Source organism: Ruegeria sp. YTSA108 (assembly GCF_059610185.1).
Genome location: NZ_JBXWND010000016.1, coordinates 1 through 17641, shown reverse-complemented (window position 1 = coordinate 17641; position 17641 = coordinate 1). Strand labels below are relative to the sequence as shown.

Genomic DNA, 17641 nt, shown 5'->3' with positions numbered 1-17641 from the left:
TGTCCCTCCTGTCGCGGGGCTTATTCGGCTGCAACCGCAGCCGTGTTGTTGAAACGGTCAAGGATCGCGTCGGCGCAGTCGCGCCCATCGCGGATCGCCCAGACCACCAGAGAGGCACCGCGCACGATGTCACCGATGGCATAGACACCGTCCATCTCGGTCTCGCCGGTCTCGAATGCTGCTTTTACAGTGCCCCAGCGGGTCACGGGCAGGTCAGGCTGGCCAAACAGGGTGGGCAGGTCTTCGGGCTCGAACCCCAGCGCCTTGATCACCAGATCAGCGTCTTCGACATAATCCGCGCCTTCGATCAACTCGGGGGCCTGACGACCAGTGGCATCGGGCTGACCCAGACGCATCTTCTGGACCAAAACGCCGGAAACCTGATCATCGCCGGTAAAGCCCTTTGGCGCGCTTAGCCATTCGAATACGACGCCTTCTTCCTCGGCATTCTGCGTTTCGCGCTGCGATCCGGGCATGTTCGCGCGGTCGCGGCGATACAGGCATTTGACCGAGGTCGCACCCTGACGGATCGAAGTCCGCACGCAATCCATCGCGGTATCACCGCCACCGATCACGACAACTTTTTTGCCTTCGGCATTCAAACGGCCATTGTCGAAATCTTCGACCTCGTCGCCAAAGCTTTTGCGGTTCGAGGCTGTCAGGAAGTCGATGGCCTTTTCAATACCCGTCAAACCGCTGCCAGGCATGGACAGGTCGCGCGACTTGTAAACGCCGGTTGCGATGATAATCGCGTCATGTTTGGAACGGATTTCCGCGAATTTGGCGGCGTCCACGTCGCAATTCAGAACAAACTCAACCCCGCCATCAGCCAACAGGTCATTGCGGCGCTGAACAACGTCTTTTTCCAGCTTAAAGCCCGGAATTCCATACATCAGCAGTCCGCCTGCCCGGTCATGGCGATCATACACGGAGACCTGAATACCCGCACGGCGCAGCATGTCCGCCGCTGCCAGTCCACCAGGGCCGCCGCCGATGATGCCGACGCTTTCGCGGCGCTCAGCACCCGGTACGACCGGCTTGACCCACCCCTTTTCCCAGGCTGTGTCGGTGATATATTTCTCGATCGAGCCAATGGTAACAGTGCCGTGCCCGGATTGTTCGATCACGCAATTCCCTTCACACAGGCGGTCCTGTGGGCAGATGCGCCCACAAATCTCGGGGAAGGTGTTGGTGGCCTGACTGGTGTGATAGGCCTCTTCCAGACGACCCGTTGCGGTCAAGTTCAGCCAGTCGGGGATGTTGTTGTGCAGCGGGCAATGCGACTGACAATAAGGCACACCGCATTGGCTGCAGCGGCTGGCCTGTTCTTCAGCTTTGGCAGCAGCGAATTCGGCATAGATTTCGTCAAAGTCTTCCGTACGGGCATCTGCGGCCCGTTTTTCCGGCATTACTCGGTCGATCTGCACAAATTTCAGCATCGGTTGCTTGGCCACGGGTCAGACTCCATGAATTGGCTTGGTCGCGCCTCTTTAAAAGATGCGTAGGGGGATTAAAAGTCAAGTGTGCTGACCTTTTTTCAAAAACTTTGCTGGATTCCACCGATGACCAGTGAGAAATACAGGATATTAGTTCCGATTCGGACCTATTTGCATCCTTTTCTTTTCCTTACCGCGCTTATACGCAGGGATCACAAAGAACACGTGGCGGCAGCACGGGCAGGTAAATGAGTCTTTTTCAGTTGATTCTTGCAGCAGTCATTCAGGGAATTACCGAATTTCTGCCGATCTCATCTTCGGGTCATCTGATACTTTTACCCAGCCTGACCGGTATGGACGATCAGGGGTTGGCCATCGATGTCGCTGTGCATGTGGGCACTCTGGGCGCCGTAATTCTGTATTTCTGGTCTGATGTGAAAATGGCGATTTCCGGACTGCCGCAGGCTCTTTTGGGGCGCACCGATACACCACAAGCCCGATTGGCCCTGGGGCTGATTCTGGCCACGATCCCAACCGTCATTGTCGGAGCGATCCTGTTCAAAACCGGGCTCAGCCAGTCTCTGCGCTCAATGACGGTCATCGGCTGGACGATGCTGGGGTTCGGCATATTGCTCTACTGGATGGACCAGAAAGGGCCGCAAAGCAAAGAAACCTCTGACTGGGGCCTGCGCGATGCGATGATCATGGGCCTGTGGCAAGTTCTGGCGCTGATCCCCGGAACATCCCGGTCCGGGATCACGATCACCGGGGCGCGCCAGCTTGGATACAGCCGCGAAGACGGTGCACGCATCGCGATGTTGATGTCCATACCCACGATTCTGGCATCCGGAGCGCTGCTGTCCACAGAGGTCATCCGCCAGGCAAATGCCCAACTGGCGTTCGACAGTGCTGTTGCTGCGTTCTTTGCGTTTCTGTCCGCGCTGCTTGCCTTGTCGCTAATGATGCGCCTGTTGCGCAGCGTCAGCTTTACGCCATACGTGATCTACCGCGTAGTAGTGGGCGCAATCCTTCTGGTCATCGCCTACAGCTGATCAGGTCCGCATATTGCTGGCCGAGTTCTGTATGTCATCATACTGACCCGAGGGGCGGAACTTCCACAGATAATCCGGCAGGACCGAATCCAGCGTCGCCGGCTCGATCCCCAGATCGGCAAAGCCAAGCGCGCTATCTGAGACAACATTGTCGTGACGCAGATTCTTGAGCTGATCACGCGTCAGGATATTGTTCGGAAACAACTGAAAGCTCGCAAATTTCATTATGTCCAGCATTCCCGCCATGATCCGGGCCACCCAAAAGGGAATCCCAAGGACAATCCGATGGCGGTTGATCACATCCAGCATCTGCAGCATCAACGCACGGAAGGTTTTCACTTCGGGTCCGCCCAATTCGTAGACACCCCCGCTGGCCTGCCCCAGCACGCCCTGCACCGCAGCCTTGGCGACATCATCCACATAGACCGGCTGAAATTGCGTCTGGGACCCGACCAGCGGCAGAAATGGCCCCATTCGGGTCATCGCAGCGAAACGGTTGAAGAACTGATCCTCGGTTCCGAAAATCACCGAAGGGCGCAGGATCATTGCACCCGGCATATGCGCCAGAACACCGGCCTCGCCCTGCGCTTTGGTACGAGAATACTCGCTCCCCGCCTCGGCATTAGCACCAATGGCCGAGATATGGACCATACGGGTTACACCTTCAGCGGCTGCTAGACGCGCAACGCGTTCAGCCCCTTCGGTTTGAACGGTATCGAATTCATTCCGGCCAATCTCGTTCAACACACCAACACAGTTCACCACCGCATCAGCCCCCCGCATCGCCAAAGCAACCGAAGCGTCATCGCGGATGTTACACAGGACAGGTTCGACTTGCCCCACCGCACCGTAGGGTCTAACAAACATCGCTTCGTTCGGACGGCGCACCGCAACCCGAACGCGCCAGCCTTCATTCGCCAGACGTCGCGCAATATACCGGCCGACAAATCCGGATCCGCCATAAATCGTGACCAGTTTGGACATTTGAGGGCTCCTGCTATTGGGTCCTGATCCGATCTACCGCCCAATGCCCTTTCAAACAAGGCGCAATAACGCCGCGCAGCCACGAAAAAGCAACGCGGCACAGACGGTTGAAAGCGGTGGTCAAAAAACTTTCGAAAAACTTCCCGAATCCGGTTGACGCCTTCCGCCAGTAGGCTTAAACGCCCCTCCACGACACCTGCCCAGGTGGCGGAATTGGTAGACGCGCTAGCTTCAGGTGCTAGTGTCCGTATGGACGTGGAGGTTCGAGTCCTCTCCTGGGCACCAAATATCCATAATATTATTATATTTTACAATCACTTAAGGCGGGTATCTGTATTTCTATCCACCTTATAGCCCACCTTTGAGCGTATGGTGTTATTCCAGCTTTCCGACTTGAACGGCGGAAAGCGGTCGTTCGCTGCGACCGCAAGTTCGCTCTTTGGCAATTAGTCAAGTATCAGTTTGTTTAGATATAGGCTCTTAGTGCAGCACGTGGCGTATGTCACAATGCAAACTTGTCATGACTCAATCACCGCGGCGGTGACGATTATCTCGACCCTAAGGTCTGCATCGGCCAGCTTGGCTTCGCCGCATGCGCGCGCCGGGGCAGATCCTCGTGGCACCCAAGCATCCCAAACGGCGTTCATTTCGTCGAAGTCAGCCATGTCGGCCAGCCAGACGATCGCCTGCAATATATGCTCACGCGAAGAACCTGCTTCGCGGAGCAACCTATCGACGCGGCCAAGGCAATCTTCGGTCTGCTCGGCAACGGTGGCACCATCGCCGACCTGTCCGCAGAGATAGACGACCCCATTGTGCTTGACGATTCTACTCATGCGCTGATTGGTCTGGTGGCGTTCGATCATGGTCATATTCTTTCAGCTGTAGGAAGGGCGACCGCATCGGATGAAGCAGTCGTCGCGCGGCGGGTTAGATGGCGCAGATAGCGGCGTTCGATGCTGCGGAAGATCCATGTGATGCAAAGAACGATCAGGAAATAAAGCACAGCGGCGGTGATGAAGCCTTCGTAGGCGAGATAATAGCGCCCGTTAAGCCAGCGCCCGACGCCGAGGATGTCTTGAAGCGTGATCGTGCTGGCAATGACCGATCCGTGCAGCATGAAGATGACCTCGTTTGAATAAGCCGGGATCGCGCGGCGAAAGGCCGAGGGCAGAATGATACGACGCATGCGCGAACGATAGGAATGCCCCGTGGCGATGGCTGCCTCGACCTCGCCCTTGGGCGTATCTGCGATGGCGCCGCGCAGTAGCTCGGTCGTGTAAGCAGCAGTGTTGAGCGTGAAGGCGATGAGTGCGCACCACCAAGCCGACGACAGGATGGGGTCCCAGAGAAAGCTCTGGCGGATCACCTCGAACTGCCCGACGCCGTAGTATATGAGATAGGTCTGCACCAGAAGCGGCGTGCCTCTGAATACATAGGTGTAACCTTGGACGAGCGGGTTAAGGACCGCATGCCCTGAAGCGCGGGCAATCGCCATAGGGATCGACAACAGTCCACCCAGCACAAGCGACAAGAAGGTCAGATTGAGCGTCACCCAGACGCCATAGAGGAAGCGGTCGAAGTTAGCAGCAATGAGGGCAACATCGAGTGGAATATAGGTCAGCACAGTTTCCATGATCACGCCCTCACCACGCCACGGTTGTAATGACGCTCCAGCGCGCGCAGAGCTAAATCGGAGACGCCGGTCAGCAGCAGATAGATAACAAAGGCCGCCGCCATGAAGGTGAAAAGCTGGCCGGTCGAGCGGCCGGCGGTAAAGGCATTGTAAACCAGATCCTGAAGCCCGATGACCGACACCAGCGCCGTGGTCTTGAGCTGCACCAACCAGTTGTTGGTGAAGCCCGGCAGTGCAAAGCGGATCATCTGGGGCCAGATGATATGGCGAAAAATCAGCGATCTGCGCATTCCGCAGCTGATCCCCGCCTCGATCTGGCCACGGGGAATGGCCATGATGGCGCCGCGAAACGTTTCGGTGAAATAGGCGCCGAAGATCACCCCGATGGTGCCCGCACCAGCCGCGAACTGGCTGACCTCCACATAGCCCCAAATCCCGGTTGCCGCGCCGAGATTGTTAAGGGTCACCTGTCCGCCGAAGAACACCAGCAAGATCAGCACCAGATCGGGCACGCCGCGCACGACGGTCGTATAGGCGCCGGCCAGCCGCTGCGCCGCGCGATTGGATGAGAGTTTTGCCCAAGCGCCCAGCAGGCCGAAGATCAGCGCGATCACCAGCGATGTCAACGCCAGCTTGATGGTCATGATCGTGCCGTCGATCAATTGGTCTTGGTAGTCCAAGAGCAGGTTCATCGCGTGTCCTCCGTTGGATCATCAGGGCGGCGCTCTGCCGCCCCAAAGCAAAGCTTGTTCTTCAGGTCATTGCCCTTCAGGGCGACCGCCGTAGATGTCGAAGGGGAAGTATTTGTCGTTTATCTCGGCATAGGTGCCGTTCTCGCGGAGCGCAGTGATGGCCTCGCTGAAGTCTTCACGCAGCTTATCCTCACCCTTGCGCACGGCGATGCCAACGCCTTCACCGTAGCAGTCGACATCGGTGTGATCGCCGCCGAGAAAGGCGTAGTCCGCGCCTTCATCGGAACTCAGGAAGCTTTCCTGCGCGATAAGACTGTCGGACAGCTGTGCATCCACCCGGCCAAGCGCCAAGTCACGAAACACTTCGTCCTGAGAGCCATAGAGCACGATCTCGGCCTCGGGGAACATCTTCTCGGCGTAGCACTGGTGAGTGGCACCGCGCTGGACACCGATGCGCTTGCCGGCCAGTCCATCGGGAGTGCCTTCGAAACCGGCATCCTTCGGGGCAACCAGTCGCGCCGGGGTCTGGTAGTATTTTTCGGAGAAATCGATCTGGCGCTTGCGCTCTTCGGTGATCGACATGGAGGCGACGATGGCATCAAACTTGCGCGCCTTCAGGGCCGGGATCATGCCGTCCCACTCCTGCTCGACCAGCTCGCATTCGCGCTGCATTTCGACGCAGAGCGCTTTGGCAATGTCGATGTCAAAGCCCACCAGCGTGCCATCGGACTCTTTGGAGGAGAACGGAGGGTAGGCCCCCTCGACGCCGATGCGCAGCGTGTCTTGGGCGGCAAGCGGTAAGGCGATGGCGGCCAGTGCGGCGGCCGCGACGGTGCTCAGGATGGTTCTACGAAACATGGTTTGGTCCTCTCTGTGGTTGGTCAGTTCATGCGTGACAAGAACGCTTGAAACTCGGGGGTTTGCGGGTTGGAAAACAGCTCTGCCGGCGGACCCGCTTCGCAGACCTCGCCCTGATGCAGGAACACGGTTCGAGTGGAGACATCGCGGGCAAAGCCCATCTCATGGGTCACCACAAGCATGGTGCGGCCTTCTTCGGCCAGATCCCGCATGACGCCCAAGACCTCGCCAACCAGTTCGGGGTCCAGGGCCGAGGTCGGCTCGTCGAATAACATCACGTCGGGGTCCATCGCCAGCGCCCGGGCGATCGCCACCCGTTGCTGCTGGCCACCGGAAAGATGCGCCGGGTAGTAGTCCGCCCGGTCAGACAGACCTACCTTTGCAAGCAGGGCCTCGGCTTTCCCGCGCGCCTCGGTTTTCGAGATACCTTGAACGTAAAGCGGGCCCTCCATGATGTTGTCCATTACGGTCATATGCGACCAGAGATTGAAGCCCTGAAATACCATCGCCAAACGGGCGCGCATGCCCTCGACCTGCCGCAGGTCTGCCGGGACGATCTCGCCCCGGCGGTTCTTCGTCATGCGCATCTGTTCGCCGCGCAGCCAGACCTCACCGGAATTCGGGGTCTCAAGCAGGTTGATGCAGCGTAGGAACGTGCTCTTTCCTGAACCAGAGGCACCGAGGATCGCGATGACCTCGCCTTTCTGTGCCTCGAGCGAGATACCCTTAATGACCTCGTGGGAGCCGAAGCTCTTGTGCAAATCCTTGATTTTCAGGGCGGCGGGAGCGCTCATGCCGGGTCCTCCTTGATGGGTGAAAGTGCGGCCATTTCGCCCAAGGCGATCGGCTTGATCGGGCTGCGCGCGCGCGGCGGCGTGATCGGGTGGTTGCCCTTCGCTTCGACGCTCAGGAGACCGCGTAGGGTGGCGTCGCACATGCGGCCCTGACAGGGCCCCATGCCGCAACGCAAAGAGGTCTTGATCTGCCGGTGCCCGTGAGGACCTTCGCCTATCGCCTGACGGACAGCGCCGGCGGAAACCTCCTCGCAGCGGCAAACAATCGTGTCGTCTGCCGGGGCGAGGATCTCTGCCGGGGGAGCATAGGCGGCATCAAGAAACGGGCGGATGGCTCGGGCGCGGAACAGGGCGGCTCGCGGGCTCGCCGCACGCTGGTCGCGCGCATCGGCGTCGCATTTGCCAAGCTGACGCAGGATGTTCAGCGCCGTCAGTTCACCCGCCGCCGCGGCGGCTTCCGCCCCTCCGATTCCGGCGCCGTCGCCTGCGGTATGCAGACCGGGTTGATTGGTGGCGCCCCAGCGGTCGCATTCGGGTTGGTAGGCGCCCTGATCCTTGTTCCAGCTGTGCGAAATACCCGCCGCCCGCGTGATATGCGTTCCCGGCACCACCCCTTGGTGGGTCAGCAGCAGGCCGCAGATGAGAGATTGTGCCTCTCCCGCGGCGCGGAAGGAAAAGCGGATATCACCGCTCCTCTCCGCAGTAGCTCGGAAGTCCGAAGCAGCCGTATAGCGCGGCACGCCCGCCCGGCGGATCTTCGCGATCAGGCCCAGTCCCTTCAGCAGGGTCGCCGCCCCGAACATCGCCCGGGGCAAATGCCGCATCGCGCCGAGGAGTCCGCGGGTGGTCTGTGTTTCGACAAGCGCCTGCGGCGCGCAGCCGGCGTCAATCATCTGTGCCGCGACGAGGTAGAGCAACGGTCCCGAGCCTGCGAGCACGGCATTTTGGGGGAGCATGCCGGCGGTTTTCATCAAGATCTGTGCTGCACCAGCGGGCATGACGCCCGGAAGCGTCCAGCCCGGAAAGGGCACCGGACGTTCCTGCGCGCCGGTCGCAAGTAGCACATGAGCCGCCGAGGATGTCTGGCTCGCCCCGCCGCGCGACCACGTAACCCGCGGCCCCTTGTCCACCTTCCAAACGGTCGCGCCTGACAGCAACTTGATGTTCGGATGTTCAAGCGCCTCAACAAGGCCCGCCCCCTGCGCATAGGCCGTGCCGAGCCAACTACGGCGGCCCTGGTTCTGCGCGACGTGGCGGTAAATTTGCCCGCCGGCCTGCGGCTGTTCATCCAGCATCAGCACCCGAAGTCCGCTGCGCGCCGCCACAGCGGCCGCTGACATGCCCGCCGGTCCGGCCCCGATGACGATGAGGTCCACATCAGTCATGTTGGCCGCCGTTCAGGCTGCGCAGACCCAACTGGCGCCGCACTACCATCCCTTCGCGCACCGGCGTCATGCATGCCTGGGTATTAGGCGTGCCATTAACGTTCACGAGGCAGTCGAAACAGATGCCCATCATGCAAAACGCCGTGCGCGGCGCGCCCTGTGCGGTTTGCCGCGTCCAATCTCCCGAATGCGCCAACAGCGCTGCCGCCAGCGTCACACCGGCGGGGGCCGTGACCGGCAGATCGTCAAGGTAAAATTGCACGCAGTCTCCCGTGTCAGGCAGCGTGCGAAAGCGCGAAGCGACGCTCATCGAAAGCCTCCATATCAGGGGTGGGAGATGTGTTCAGAATCCATTCGGCAAGGACGCTGGCGTGCAGAGGTGCGAGCGTGACACCGCTGTGACAGGTCACAAGAAAGGCGCCAGGGTGCGCCGCAGACTTGGCATAGACGGGGTAGCCGTCAGGAGACATTACCCGCAGCGCGCCCCAAGCGCGGACGACCCGCACGCCTTCAAGCGCGGGGAACACGGTCACCGCATGGCGCGCGAGGCCTGCCATGACGTCAAGGCTCTCGCTGTCGTCCATCCCTGTTTCCGCCTTGGTGCCACCGATCTGGATACCACCTTCGTCGACCTGACGGATGGTGCTGGAAAGGAACGGCAACCGATCACCAAGTTTTTCGGTAATCAGGAGCTCGCCACGTTGCGGCCTTACCTGAGTCTCAAACCCGAGCCCCCTGGCCAAAGCGGTTGAGCCAAGTCCGGCGCAGAGCACAACAATCTCGGCCCCAAGGGATTGACCATTCGCCAAGGTAAGCAAGAAGCCACCGTCCGGCTGTGGCGTGATCGTGGAAACTGTCGCGCCCATGGTCACGCATCCGCCCAAGACATGCACGGAACAGCGGAGGGCCCGAAGAAAGCGAAGCGGGTTCACATGTCCGTCACGGGGCGAAAAACTCGCTCCGACGACTTTCGGCCCGATGCCCCCCAATTGACTGCGCAGGTCATCTCCGGTCAGAATTTCAAAGCTGGCACGGTCGTTTAGGTGGGCGGCTTGCTGTTCAAGCTGCGCTGCAAAACCGGCCATCTCGGCTGAATCGGTAAAGAACTCATACCCACCCGACTGATCCAAAGCCACATCAATGCCCGAAAGCTCCTTCAGCTGGCGCGCAAAACCCGGCCAGGCGGCCAGCGCATCCATCGTCCAGTTCGCATAGGGCGCGAAATTCCAGCCCTTGCCCTGTCCCCAGATAAGCCCGAAGTTCCCTTGCGAAGCCCGCGCGTCCCCGTCAGCACCGTCCAGCACCCGCACTCGCCTTCCGGCCGAAAGCAGACCGAGCGCGACAGATAGGCCGACAAGGCCGCCGCCGACGATTGTGATTTCAGGGTCGCTGTGCTGCATGTGATTCCTCCGAGTCCAAGATCGCAGGGTTGATCACATAAGAATAATCGTAATATTTTCATTATTCATTCTCTGAGGTTATATATCACCATGATCGGCCGGCTCACACATCGACAAATTGAAGCCTTCCGCGCTGTGATGGAGACCGGCAAGGTCACCTCCGCCGCGCAGGTGCTTGGGACGACACAGCCCTCTGTCAGCAAGCTTATTGCAGATCTGGAGCATGCGGCCGGTTTCGGTATGTTTGAGCGCCAGGGGCGGCAGGTCGTGCCCACTCCGGAAGCCCGGGCGCTCTATGAAGAGGTCGAGCGATCTTTTGTCGGCATGGCGGAAATTTCACGGGTGATCGAAGATATCCGAGATTTCCGGACAGGTAGCTTGCTCATCGCTGGAATGCCGGCCCTCGCGCTGAAGTTCCTTCCCGATGTTATCACCGAGTTTATCGCCGAAGAGCCGGGCATCGCCGTGTCACTACGCACGCGCAGTTCCCAAGCGGTGCTACGCCATCTCAGTTCGCAACAGTTCGACCTCGGCTTTGCAGCTCTGGATAATGATCATCCCGCCGTTCTGCGCCGTCCGCTGTTTACGGGGGCAATGCTGGCTGTGCTTCCGCCCGGACATGAGCTTGAAGGAAAAACCGTGCTTGAGCCTAAGGACTTCGATCAACGGCCCTTCATCGCACTTGGGGCAGAAATTGGCACACGGTCGGAGACAGATGCCTTTCTATCACTTCGCGACGCCCGCCCCCGGATTGTCGCCGAAGCGCAATTGTCCGCTTCGATTTGCGAGATGGTCGCGGCAGGCGCGGGAGTTTCGATCGTGGAGCCAGTGACTGCGAGACATTTTGCCGAACTCGGACGCTGCGTCGTGCGACCACTGTCACCGGCCCAGCCCTTTCGCTACGATCTGCTGCTTCCCGCGACCCGTCAGCCTTCACGCGTCGCCGGCCAATTCTTGAGGTTGGTGAACGCACGTTTCGAGGCATTTCCTCGCACTCAATTTTAGTCACCTGGGCAATAGGGGTTGCGTTGGCACCCCGCGAATATGAACTCATAAACTTGATCGCTGCACTGCGGCAGCGCATGGTGTACCGAAAGGCCGGTATGGGCCGCTCACACCTGAGCGAGGTCAGGCAGTCGAAAAGATGCCACGATAGCTCCGGCGTTAGCATCGAGCCCAAAGCGGCTAATTGGTCAACAAATCCCTGCCGTCGCAGCGGAACACGGAATTCGCCTGACAGTGGAAAAGACAGTGTCGGCATTTTTGACGCGAAAAATATTTGGTGGTCTTAACGCGTAACAGAATACTCGTTGTCAAATATCAAGCATAAGCTCTAAGCGTCCGAATAGATCGGCCTTTCCAAATCGGATGGCCCTACTCAGGCACTATGTTGTGATTAATCCTGAACAGGTTCTTTGGATCATAGCTGCCCTTTATTTTCGAAAGCTTCCCGCTGTTTAGGCCGTATGCACCAGCCATATGATCCGCTTCGTCTTCGGGCATAAAGTTTACATACGCGCTACCGGTCGCATGAGGCCGCATCTGATTATAAAGTCCCCGCGCCCACGCAATGCACTCATCATCCTTGCTCGGGTCTTCCCAACGTGTGTGAACATTCATTATGAAGTGTGCTGATCGTTGCGGATAAGCTGTTGAGTGGGGTTCAATGCGTGCCATTGCGCCACCTACATGCGCAATAAATACTTCGCAAGCAGGGTCGGGAAGGCTGGAAACCGCCTCGAGAAGACCTGTGATTGCTTCCGAGGAAAGCGCTTCGAAATCATGGCTTTTCCAATAATTCCGAGCGCCCGGTGTAAGCAAAGGGTCGAATGCTGCTTGCCAGTCTACAAACTTGTGAGGTGAGATGACATCGGCAATCGGTTCTCCTAGCGCGCGCAAACCCGACAAGGCTTTTTCACCATCGTCTATAGGACCACTGTAGCAAGCTGCAAAAATCAGCACCTCTCTCCCATGCCACTCTTCTGGTAGGAACGGGAGAGGAGGAGCTTTTCGCATCACGCTCCAGACGGTCAGTTCATCGGGTGAGTCATCTGCAATGGCTGCGAATTCTGCAAGCAGCTTTGGCGCCTTTTCGATCGGGTGAACGATCAGACCCGACAAAACATCGGGCCCAAGATCATGCAACTGGAACTCGAATGAGGTCACGACGCCGAAATTGCCGCCTCCACCGCGGATGGCCCAGAAAAGCTCCGGATGGCTTGTGGGCGAGGCGCAGACAATCGTCCCATCTGCCGTCACAACTTCTGCCGACAGAAGATTGTCGATCGTCATTCCGAATTTCCGCGTGGTCCACCCAAAGCCGCCGCCAAGGGTCAGACCAGCGATACCAGTTGTCGAATTGATGCCGACAGGGACAGCAAGCCCATGAGCCTGGGTTTCGCGATCTACATCGCCAAGCAATGCACCCGGTGCAACCCGAGCAGTCTTGTTGACAGGGTCTACGTGTACCGATTGCATCTGGGACAGATCGAGTAATACGGTCTCGTCTGCAACAGCGTGCCCTGCAATTTGATGCCCACCTGATCGGATTGACATTATGAGGCTGGCGTCCCTAACAAAGTTTACAGCTTTCTGTACGTCGCTCGCCCCCATCGCGCGGATCACGAACCCAGGGTGACGTTCGAACATGCTGTTCCATGTTGTTCTTGCGCCTTCATATTCCGGAGTGCCCTGTAAGTAGACGCCGCCGCGAAGCGAGGAATTAAGCGCATCCAAAGCGCCTTGATCCACAGTTGCCGTGTTTCCGTCGAGTGTTTTTATGTCGTACATGCATAGGCCTCCCTGTTTTCAGATCAGGCTTCTTGCGCGGCTGCCTCATATAGTTGTGACTTCCGATGCGTTGTCCCGCAGTTAAATCGCCTCGGATTAGGTTTTAGAACTGCGAATACTCAGGTGAATATTCCGGGATCTATCTGATCCACGGGTGTTATGACATCGGCTGGGATGTTAAGGCGCTCGGCCGCCTTTCTGAGGCTTTCCTCGTCAGGGGCCTCATACAGGCAGTATGTTTTGCGCTTGTCTGCGCTGAGGAACGAGAAAATCCACTCGACCCCGACTTCGTCATTGATCTCTTTGATGTGAATTTTGTCGTCGTCGCTAACGTTCAGCTGCTCGGCAAAATTTCTCTCAATTATGTACCTTGGCATAATGCTCCCCCAAGCATGTAAATGACTTTAAACAGCTACTCCCTCGAGCTTTGACCTAAGGAAAACCATACTCAATTGCTGTGAAATTGCCAACGCTTCCCCTTCTAGTTGAAACGCTAGTTTCAAATCATTCGTTCGGCCCCGTTGCCTTAGCGCGGATGCATACGCGGCCTTGCTGTGCGCAATCCACGGTGGGCACTTCATGCGCGTGTCTATTTCGATGGCCTTATGGAACATCCTCTCAGCGGCGTCCCAGTTTTTTAGCACCGCTGCCAGATTGCCTAGACGTCTTGCTGCCGCCCCGGCGCAAACTGTTGTTGCCCCAGCGGTGATCGTCAGCTCTTCGTATGGGGTCAGCATGTCATAGAGGGTCTCAGCATGTCCCAGATGCTCGACTGCGACACAAATGTCAGCGAGATAAGACAAAGTAGTTGAAAACATAGCATCAAGCGGAAGATCGAAGCCATTCTCTGCCATTTCATTCAGTATGCGTTCAGCTGGTTCCTTGTATCCCAACTCGGCGGCAATAAGGCCAAATCCTGGTTTCCAGGAAATGTCTTCCGGGCTATCTGTCATCAGCTTCTTGATCACCGGTGCAACTTCGTGCAGCCGGTTTTGTTCGCGGCGGATGGTAAACATCTGAACACCGAATACGCCCTCAACATGTTCTCCATGTGTCTGACGACCGATTTTCACCGCTTCGTTGGCATGCATCTCCGCTTGCTCAAAATCGCCATCCATAATTGCAACCATGGCGCGTGCGTGCTTTTGCACCCAGTAGAGTTGCAGATGATTGTCCTTTTCCGAAATCTCCGTCAGCAATTCGAGTGAATGATCCATCAAGTCGCGGTCGGCCATTTCGGCCCCGACAAAAAGACTGAGTGTCCGGTCCCGACCCTGATCAATACTCCCCAGGTTTTCGGCCGCTCGATGCATCGCATCAAGATTTTCACGCCAATGACGTACCTCTCTTCCTTTGCGTGCGACGAATGGTGCCCCAAAATGCATCATCATCACTGAGAATTGGGATTTATAGTCCCCCAGTTTCGCGGCCAGTTCCATTGATTGCTGACCAAAGCGTGCGCCTTCAGAAAACTGGCCGACAAACATATGTGCCCGTGCAAGTTGGCTCATCAATCTGCACTGCCGAACTTCGTCATCGTCGGGAAGGTCGTTCAGAGCTCTAACACAAAGCTCAATGGCCTCGCCGTGTCTCTTACTCGACATCATACACGAGTCCGCAAAATGGTTCACAGCATCAGCGGCGAGCGCCACATCGTTTATTCCACGGGCGGCGTCCGAGGCCTCTTTCAAAGCCGCTATCCCCTCTGGCAACTGACCCAGGCTGTCATGGCTGCGACCAATCAGGATTTTGGCTTTGATCGTTTCGACGCCGTTGTCAGATCCAAGATTTTCAGCCGCTTTGAGTGTTTCCCTAGCGTTGACCATCGCCTCTTGGCTGGCGGATCGCGCCAATGCCATTTCGGTTGCCGTCTGCCATTTGTCGAACGCAGCACGCCATTCTTCGGCCTCTGAAAGATGGCGGGCAACCAACTCGGGCCGGCGTTCAATCTCAGCTGACCGCAACTGCATCAAAGCACGGGCCACGTTTGCATGTTGTTGTCTGCGGGTTGAGCCAAGCATGGATTGATAGGCGGTATCGCGAATAAGGGCATGACGGAAAACGAAATACCCTCGATTGTGCCCGCTTTCAAAGATCAAACCCGTTCGAGACAGCTCTTCTATACGAGATTGAATTTCCGCACTCGCAAGACCTATTGCGGAAGCCAGCAAGCTAGGCTCGAACTCCCGTCCAATGACGGCTCCTGTTAACGCGACTTGTTTAGCCTCTGGCGAGACCGCGTCAAGACGTGCCATCAGTGTGCCCTTCAAAGACGCGGGTATGTGGACTTGCCCGTGTTCACCCGCCTCAACAATCGCCCGGGCCAGTTCCTCGACGAACAAAGGCACGCCGTCCGTCTTCTCAATGATTGTGGCAATCAGAGCATCGTCGGGTGCTTTTCCGGTAACATGGCGAACTAGGTTCGAGACATGGGTCGTATCAAACCGACGCAGCTGGAGCGTATGTACGTGCGCTTCCCCGTCATCATGGGCAAGTTCCCAGCCGGGCCTGTGGGTAATCAAAATCATCAAAGGCAGATCTGCGCAAATTGCTTTGAAGCGATCCAAAAGAGCTTGGGTGGAAGGATCAATCCAATGCGCGTCCTCAACACAAAGAATAACAGGACGCGTGCTTGCGCGCACCTGAACCGTGTGGATTAACGTCTGAATCGTGAGGTCACGTTGCTCCTGCGGTGACATATCGAGAACGCTTCGGGCAAGAGCACTGTGAGGCGCAACCAGCGCGGCAAAGACGGGCAGAACCTTTTCCCATTCCAAGCCCTCTCGGCTTTCCAACATTTTTTTGACAAGGTCGAGAATTTGGTCGTCATCAAAATCTGTCCCCACACCAGCATCCTGAGAAATCCTCTGGGCGACAGGGTGGAACGGGCTACTGATAAGGTAAGGAGAGCAGTTCAGCCTGATAATATCAGCTTCGCTAGTCGCTACAGCATTAGCGAGAAACTCTTCCGCCAATCGCGATTTACCGATCCCTGCTTCACCGGCAAGCAGAACAACCTCTCCCTGACTGTTCTGCGCACGCAGCCATGATTGTAAAAGGATACCTTTTTCGTAGTCGCGACCAATCATGACGCTGCCACTTTCGTCTCTATAAGATGCTCGAAACCGGCTTTCCGCGCTGTGTTCTGATACGACAGTCAAAAGGGTCCGTGGTTCTTTGAAACCTTTCAGCTCGGTTTGTCCAAGAGACCTAAACTCAAATAGCCGATGCAAAGTTTCTTCGGTCTCCTCAGCAGATAAAACAACTGAGTTCGGTTCTGCGTGTTCCTGAAGCCGCGCTGCCAGATTGACAATTGGCCCCGTCATGGCTCCTTCTTCGTAGGTGTTTTCACCGATCGTATCGCCAACTACCACGTCGCCACTCGCGATACCTAACCTGGCTGACAAACGCTCACCGTCAGGTGCTTTAAGATCTCTGACCCGCCGAACGGCCTCAAGACCAGCCTTTAAAGCGCGAACTGCATGATCTTCATAGGCTGTAGGCCAGCCAAAAAAAACCAGGAGACCGTCGCCCAAATACTTCGAGACGTAGCCGCCATACCTGCTAACTGCACCTGCAACCGCATCCTGGTAGCTCTGCAGCAGTTCGCGCATGTCTTCGGGATCAAACCGGTTAGTCAACTCAGTCGAGGCGACGAGATCAGCAAACAAAACTGTTAAGTGACGCCTCTCTGCGATCGCTAATGAAGCAGGCTTCCTTGCGGATAAGGTCACGCCTTGCGATTCATCCGAAATGGGGACCGGGCCGACTTCGTCTGCATCCACGTCTACGGCCTGCGGCGATTGAGACGAGTGCTTTTGACCAGTCAATTCCTGAACCGCTGCCAGGATGATTTTTCGATGGCCCAGACTAACCCCAAGCTCTTTAAGGTCGTCGTTTGACAGTAGTGGCAGTACGCGCGCGTCGATATCATGCTGTGCAAAAGCGTCTGAGTATTGACCCAGTTCGAGATCGTTCAGCCATTTGTCGATTTCAACCGCCATAACGGGATCATGCTTAGATACGGGACGCTAATCAAGAAAACGCTGTAACCACAGGCTGATTTTTGGCGGTCAAACGTCCGCATTGCTTTTCACAGAAATGACACCTACTTATGCAACTTTTTTCAGAATGCAGAGGTTTTTTGCAGGCAGATCTCCCTCAGCGAGCACTTGCTGCGCTGCCGCGATAGGCAGCTTTGTCCGTATTGCGTGAGTTCAACCTACCTCATCTTTTGCGGTTGCGGCGAACGGCAGCAATGCGGGCTGCGGATGCAGTATTTCAAGACAGTGTTCAAGGTCGGCTCTGGGCCGCCCTCGTGATCAGCTACTATTGGGGCAGGGGGCTTTGCTGCAACGGCACCGAAGTCGGCAGCGAGCCCAGAGCAACTAATGCTGCACCATGCACGAAGGACAGCATTGTGCAGAAAGCGGGCCTTGCAGAGCCGATAACTGGAGCCAGCTAAGGCTGTTCAATCGCTGACTTAGTAAACCCCAGATCAGTCGGTGGGCAAAATCAAAGAACGTCCAGAAGCTTCGAATACCCAGCGTTCAAAACAAGAGCCGCAAGTGTCCCTGTTATCGTCGCCGGTATACCCTGCTTCCAGGTATCGAA

General features: G+C 57.2%; 15 protein-coding genes and 1 tRNA gene. 3 read left to right on the top strand and 13 right to left on the bottom strand.

Translation table 11 applies throughout. The annotated features are described in order from the left end of the window. Positions 1-20 precede the first annotated feature (20 nt). The gene (locus tag AC2FHW_RS17775) at positions 21-1454 is read right to left on the bottom strand and encodes an NAD(P)-dependent oxidoreductase (protein WP_496710612.1); all 1434 of its coding nucleotides are present in this window, start codon (positions 1452-1454) and stop codon (positions 21-23) included. A 230-nt stretch (positions 1455-1684) separates the two neighbouring features. On the opposite strand from AC2FHW_RS17775, the gene AC2FHW_RS17770 reads away from it, so the two are divergent. Then, entirely contained in the window at positions 1685-2488 is an 804-nt protein-coding gene (locus tag AC2FHW_RS17770; protein WP_142640289.1) for an undecaprenyl-diphosphate phosphatase, read from the top strand. On the opposite strand, the gene AC2FHW_RS17765 is transcribed toward AC2FHW_RS17770, so the two are convergent. Next, positions 2489-3472: a complex I NDUFA9 subunit family protein gene (locus AC2FHW_RS17765; protein WP_496822370.1), complete on the bottom strand. Its 984-nt coding sequence runs from the start codon at positions 3470-3472 to the stop codon at positions 2489-2491. 198 nt (positions 3473-3670) lie between these two features. On the opposite strand from AC2FHW_RS17765, the gene AC2FHW_RS17760 reads away from it, so the two are divergent. Continuing rightward, a tRNA-Leu gene (locus AC2FHW_RS17760) sits at positions 3671-3757 on the top strand. 233 nt (positions 3758-3990) lie between these two features. On the opposite strand, the gene AC2FHW_RS17755 is transcribed toward AC2FHW_RS17760, so the two are convergent. The 8 genes from AC2FHW_RS17755 to AC2FHW_RS17720 all read right to left on the bottom strand — a co-directional run bounded on the left by AC2FHW_RS17755 (position 3991) and on the right by AC2FHW_RS17720 (position 10237). After that, entirely contained in the window at positions 3991-4338 is a 348-nt protein-coding gene (locus tag AC2FHW_RS17755; RefSeq protein WP_276155386.1) for a RidA family protein, read from the bottom strand. A gap of 2 nt (positions 4339-4340) precedes the next feature. Beyond that, positions 4341-5108, bottom strand: coding sequence for an ABC transporter permease (locus AC2FHW_RS17750; RefSeq protein ID WP_173487995.1), 768 nt, complete (start codon positions 5106-5108; stop codon positions 4341-4343). 2 nt (positions 5109-5110) lie between these two features. Beyond that, positions 5111-5800 (bottom strand): ABC transporter permease, encoded by a 690-nt coding sequence (locus tag AC2FHW_RS17745; protein WP_276155385.1) that lies wholly within the window; start codon positions 5798-5800, stop codon positions 5111-5113. A gap of 66 nt (positions 5801-5866) precedes the next feature. Then, complete coding sequence (locus tag AC2FHW_RS17740; protein WP_394423932.1) at positions 5867-6658, bottom strand: ABC transporter substrate-binding protein; 792 nt, start codon at positions 6656-6658, stop codon at positions 5867-5869. A gap of 23 nt (positions 6659-6681) precedes the next feature. Further along, on the bottom strand, positions 6682-7452 hold the full coding sequence (locus AC2FHW_RS17735; protein ID WP_048531648.1) for an ABC transporter ATP-binding protein: 771 nt from the start codon (positions 7450-7452) through the stop codon (positions 6682-6684). After that, positions 7449-8837 carry an FAD/NAD(P)-dependent oxidoreductase gene (locus tag AC2FHW_RS17730; RefSeq protein WP_276155383.1) on the bottom strand — a complete coding sequence of 463 codons (1389 nt, stop codon included), beginning with the start codon at positions 8835-8837 and terminating at the stop codon, positions 7449-7451. Before AC2FHW_RS17730 ends, AC2FHW_RS17735 begins: the two co-directional genes overlap by 4 nt. After that, the gene (locus AC2FHW_RS17725; protein WP_276155382.1) at positions 8830-9099 is read right to left on the bottom strand and encodes a (2Fe-2S)-binding protein; all 270 of its coding nucleotides are present in this window, start codon (positions 9097-9099) and stop codon (positions 8830-8832) included. The genes AC2FHW_RS17730 and AC2FHW_RS17725 overlap by 8 nt, the downstream gene beginning before the upstream one ends. Positions 9100-9112: 13 nt before the next feature. Next, on the bottom strand, positions 9113-10237 hold the full coding sequence (locus AC2FHW_RS17720) for an NAD(P)/FAD-dependent oxidoreductase (RefSeq protein WP_173487991.1): 1125 nt from the start codon (positions 10235-10237) through the stop codon (positions 9113-9115). A gap of 90 nt (positions 10238-10327) precedes the next feature. Between AC2FHW_RS17720 and AC2FHW_RS17715 the strand changes: the two genes are divergently transcribed. Further along, positions 10328-11242 carry a LysR substrate-binding domain-containing protein gene (locus tag AC2FHW_RS17715; protein ID WP_496822366.1) on the top strand — a complete coding sequence of 305 codons (915 nt, stop codon included), beginning with the start codon at positions 10328-10330 and terminating at the stop codon, positions 11240-11242. 369 nt (positions 11243-11611) lie between these two features. Here AC2FHW_RS17715 and AC2FHW_RS17710 read toward each other — a convergent pair whose 3' ends face one another. From AC2FHW_RS17710 to AC2FHW_RS17700, 3 genes are all read right to left on the bottom strand, one after another. Then, on the bottom strand, positions 11612-13027 hold the full coding sequence (locus AC2FHW_RS17710; protein WP_496822365.1) for an FAD-binding oxidoreductase: 1416 nt from the start codon (positions 13025-13027) through the stop codon (positions 11612-11614). Positions 13028-13146: 119 nt separating this feature from the next. After that, a complete protein-coding gene (locus tag AC2FHW_RS17705) occupies positions 13147-13404 on the bottom strand; it encodes a DUF4242 domain-containing protein (RefSeq protein WP_142640326.1) in 258 nt (85 codons plus the stop codon). A 27-nt stretch (positions 13405-13431) separates the two neighbouring features. Further along, positions 13432-17031: an adenylate/guanylate cyclase domain-containing protein gene (locus AC2FHW_RS17700; protein ID WP_496822363.1), complete on the bottom strand. Its 3600-nt coding sequence runs from the start codon at positions 17029-17031 to the stop codon at positions 13432-13434. Positions 17032-17641: the final 610 nt, after the last annotated feature.

Bases quoted from the DNA above. Each gene is read 5' to 3' on its own strand.
- AC2FHW_RS17755 (WP_276155386.1), bottom strand. From the start codon at position 4,338: ATGATCGAACGCCACCAGACCAATCAGCGCATGAGTAGAATCGTCAAG.
- AC2FHW_RS17740 (WP_394423932.1), bottom strand. From the start codon at position 6,658: ATGTTTCGTAGAACCATCCTGAGCACCGTCGCGGCCGCCGCACTGGCC.
- AC2FHW_RS17745 (WP_276155385.1), bottom strand. From the start codon at position 5,800: ATGAACCTGCTCTTGGACTACCAAGACCAATTGATCGACGGCACGATC.
- AC2FHW_RS17700 (WP_496822363.1), bottom strand. From the start codon at position 17,031: ATGGCGGTTGAAATCGACAAATGGCTGAACGATCTCGAACTGGGTCAA.
- AC2FHW_RS17770 (WP_142640289.1), top strand. From the start codon at position 1,685: ATGAGTCTTTTTCAGTTGATTCTTGCAGCAGTCATTCAGGGAATTACC.
- AC2FHW_RS17710 (WP_496822365.1), bottom strand. From the start codon at position 13,027: ATGTACGACATAAAAACACTCGACGGAAACACGGCAACTGTGGATCAA.
- AC2FHW_RS17720 (WP_173487991.1), bottom strand. From the start codon at position 10,237: ATGCAGCACAGCGACCCTGAAATCACAATCGTCGGCGGCGGCCTTGTC.
- AC2FHW_RS17765 (WP_496822370.1), bottom strand. From the start codon at position 3,472: ATGTCCAAACTGGTCACGATTTATGGCGGATCCGGATTTGTCGGCCGG.
- AC2FHW_RS17730 (WP_276155383.1), bottom strand. From the start codon at position 8,837: ATGACTGATGTGGACCTCATCGTCATCGGGGCCGGACCGGCGGGCATG.
- AC2FHW_RS17715 (WP_496822366.1), top strand. From the start codon at position 10,328: ATGATCGGCCGGCTCACACATCGACAAATTGAAGCCTTCCGCGCTGTG.
- AC2FHW_RS17750 (WP_173487995.1), bottom strand. From the start codon at position 5,108: ATGGAAACTGTGCTGACCTATATTCCACTCGATGTTGCCCTCATTGCT.
- AC2FHW_RS17705 (WP_142640326.1), bottom strand. From the start codon at position 13,404: ATGCCAAGGTACATAATTGAGAGAAATTTTGCCGAGCAGCTGAACGTT.
- AC2FHW_RS17735 (WP_048531648.1), bottom strand. From the start codon at position 7,452: ATGAGCGCTCCCGCCGCCCTGAAAATCAAGGATTTGCACAAGAGCTTC.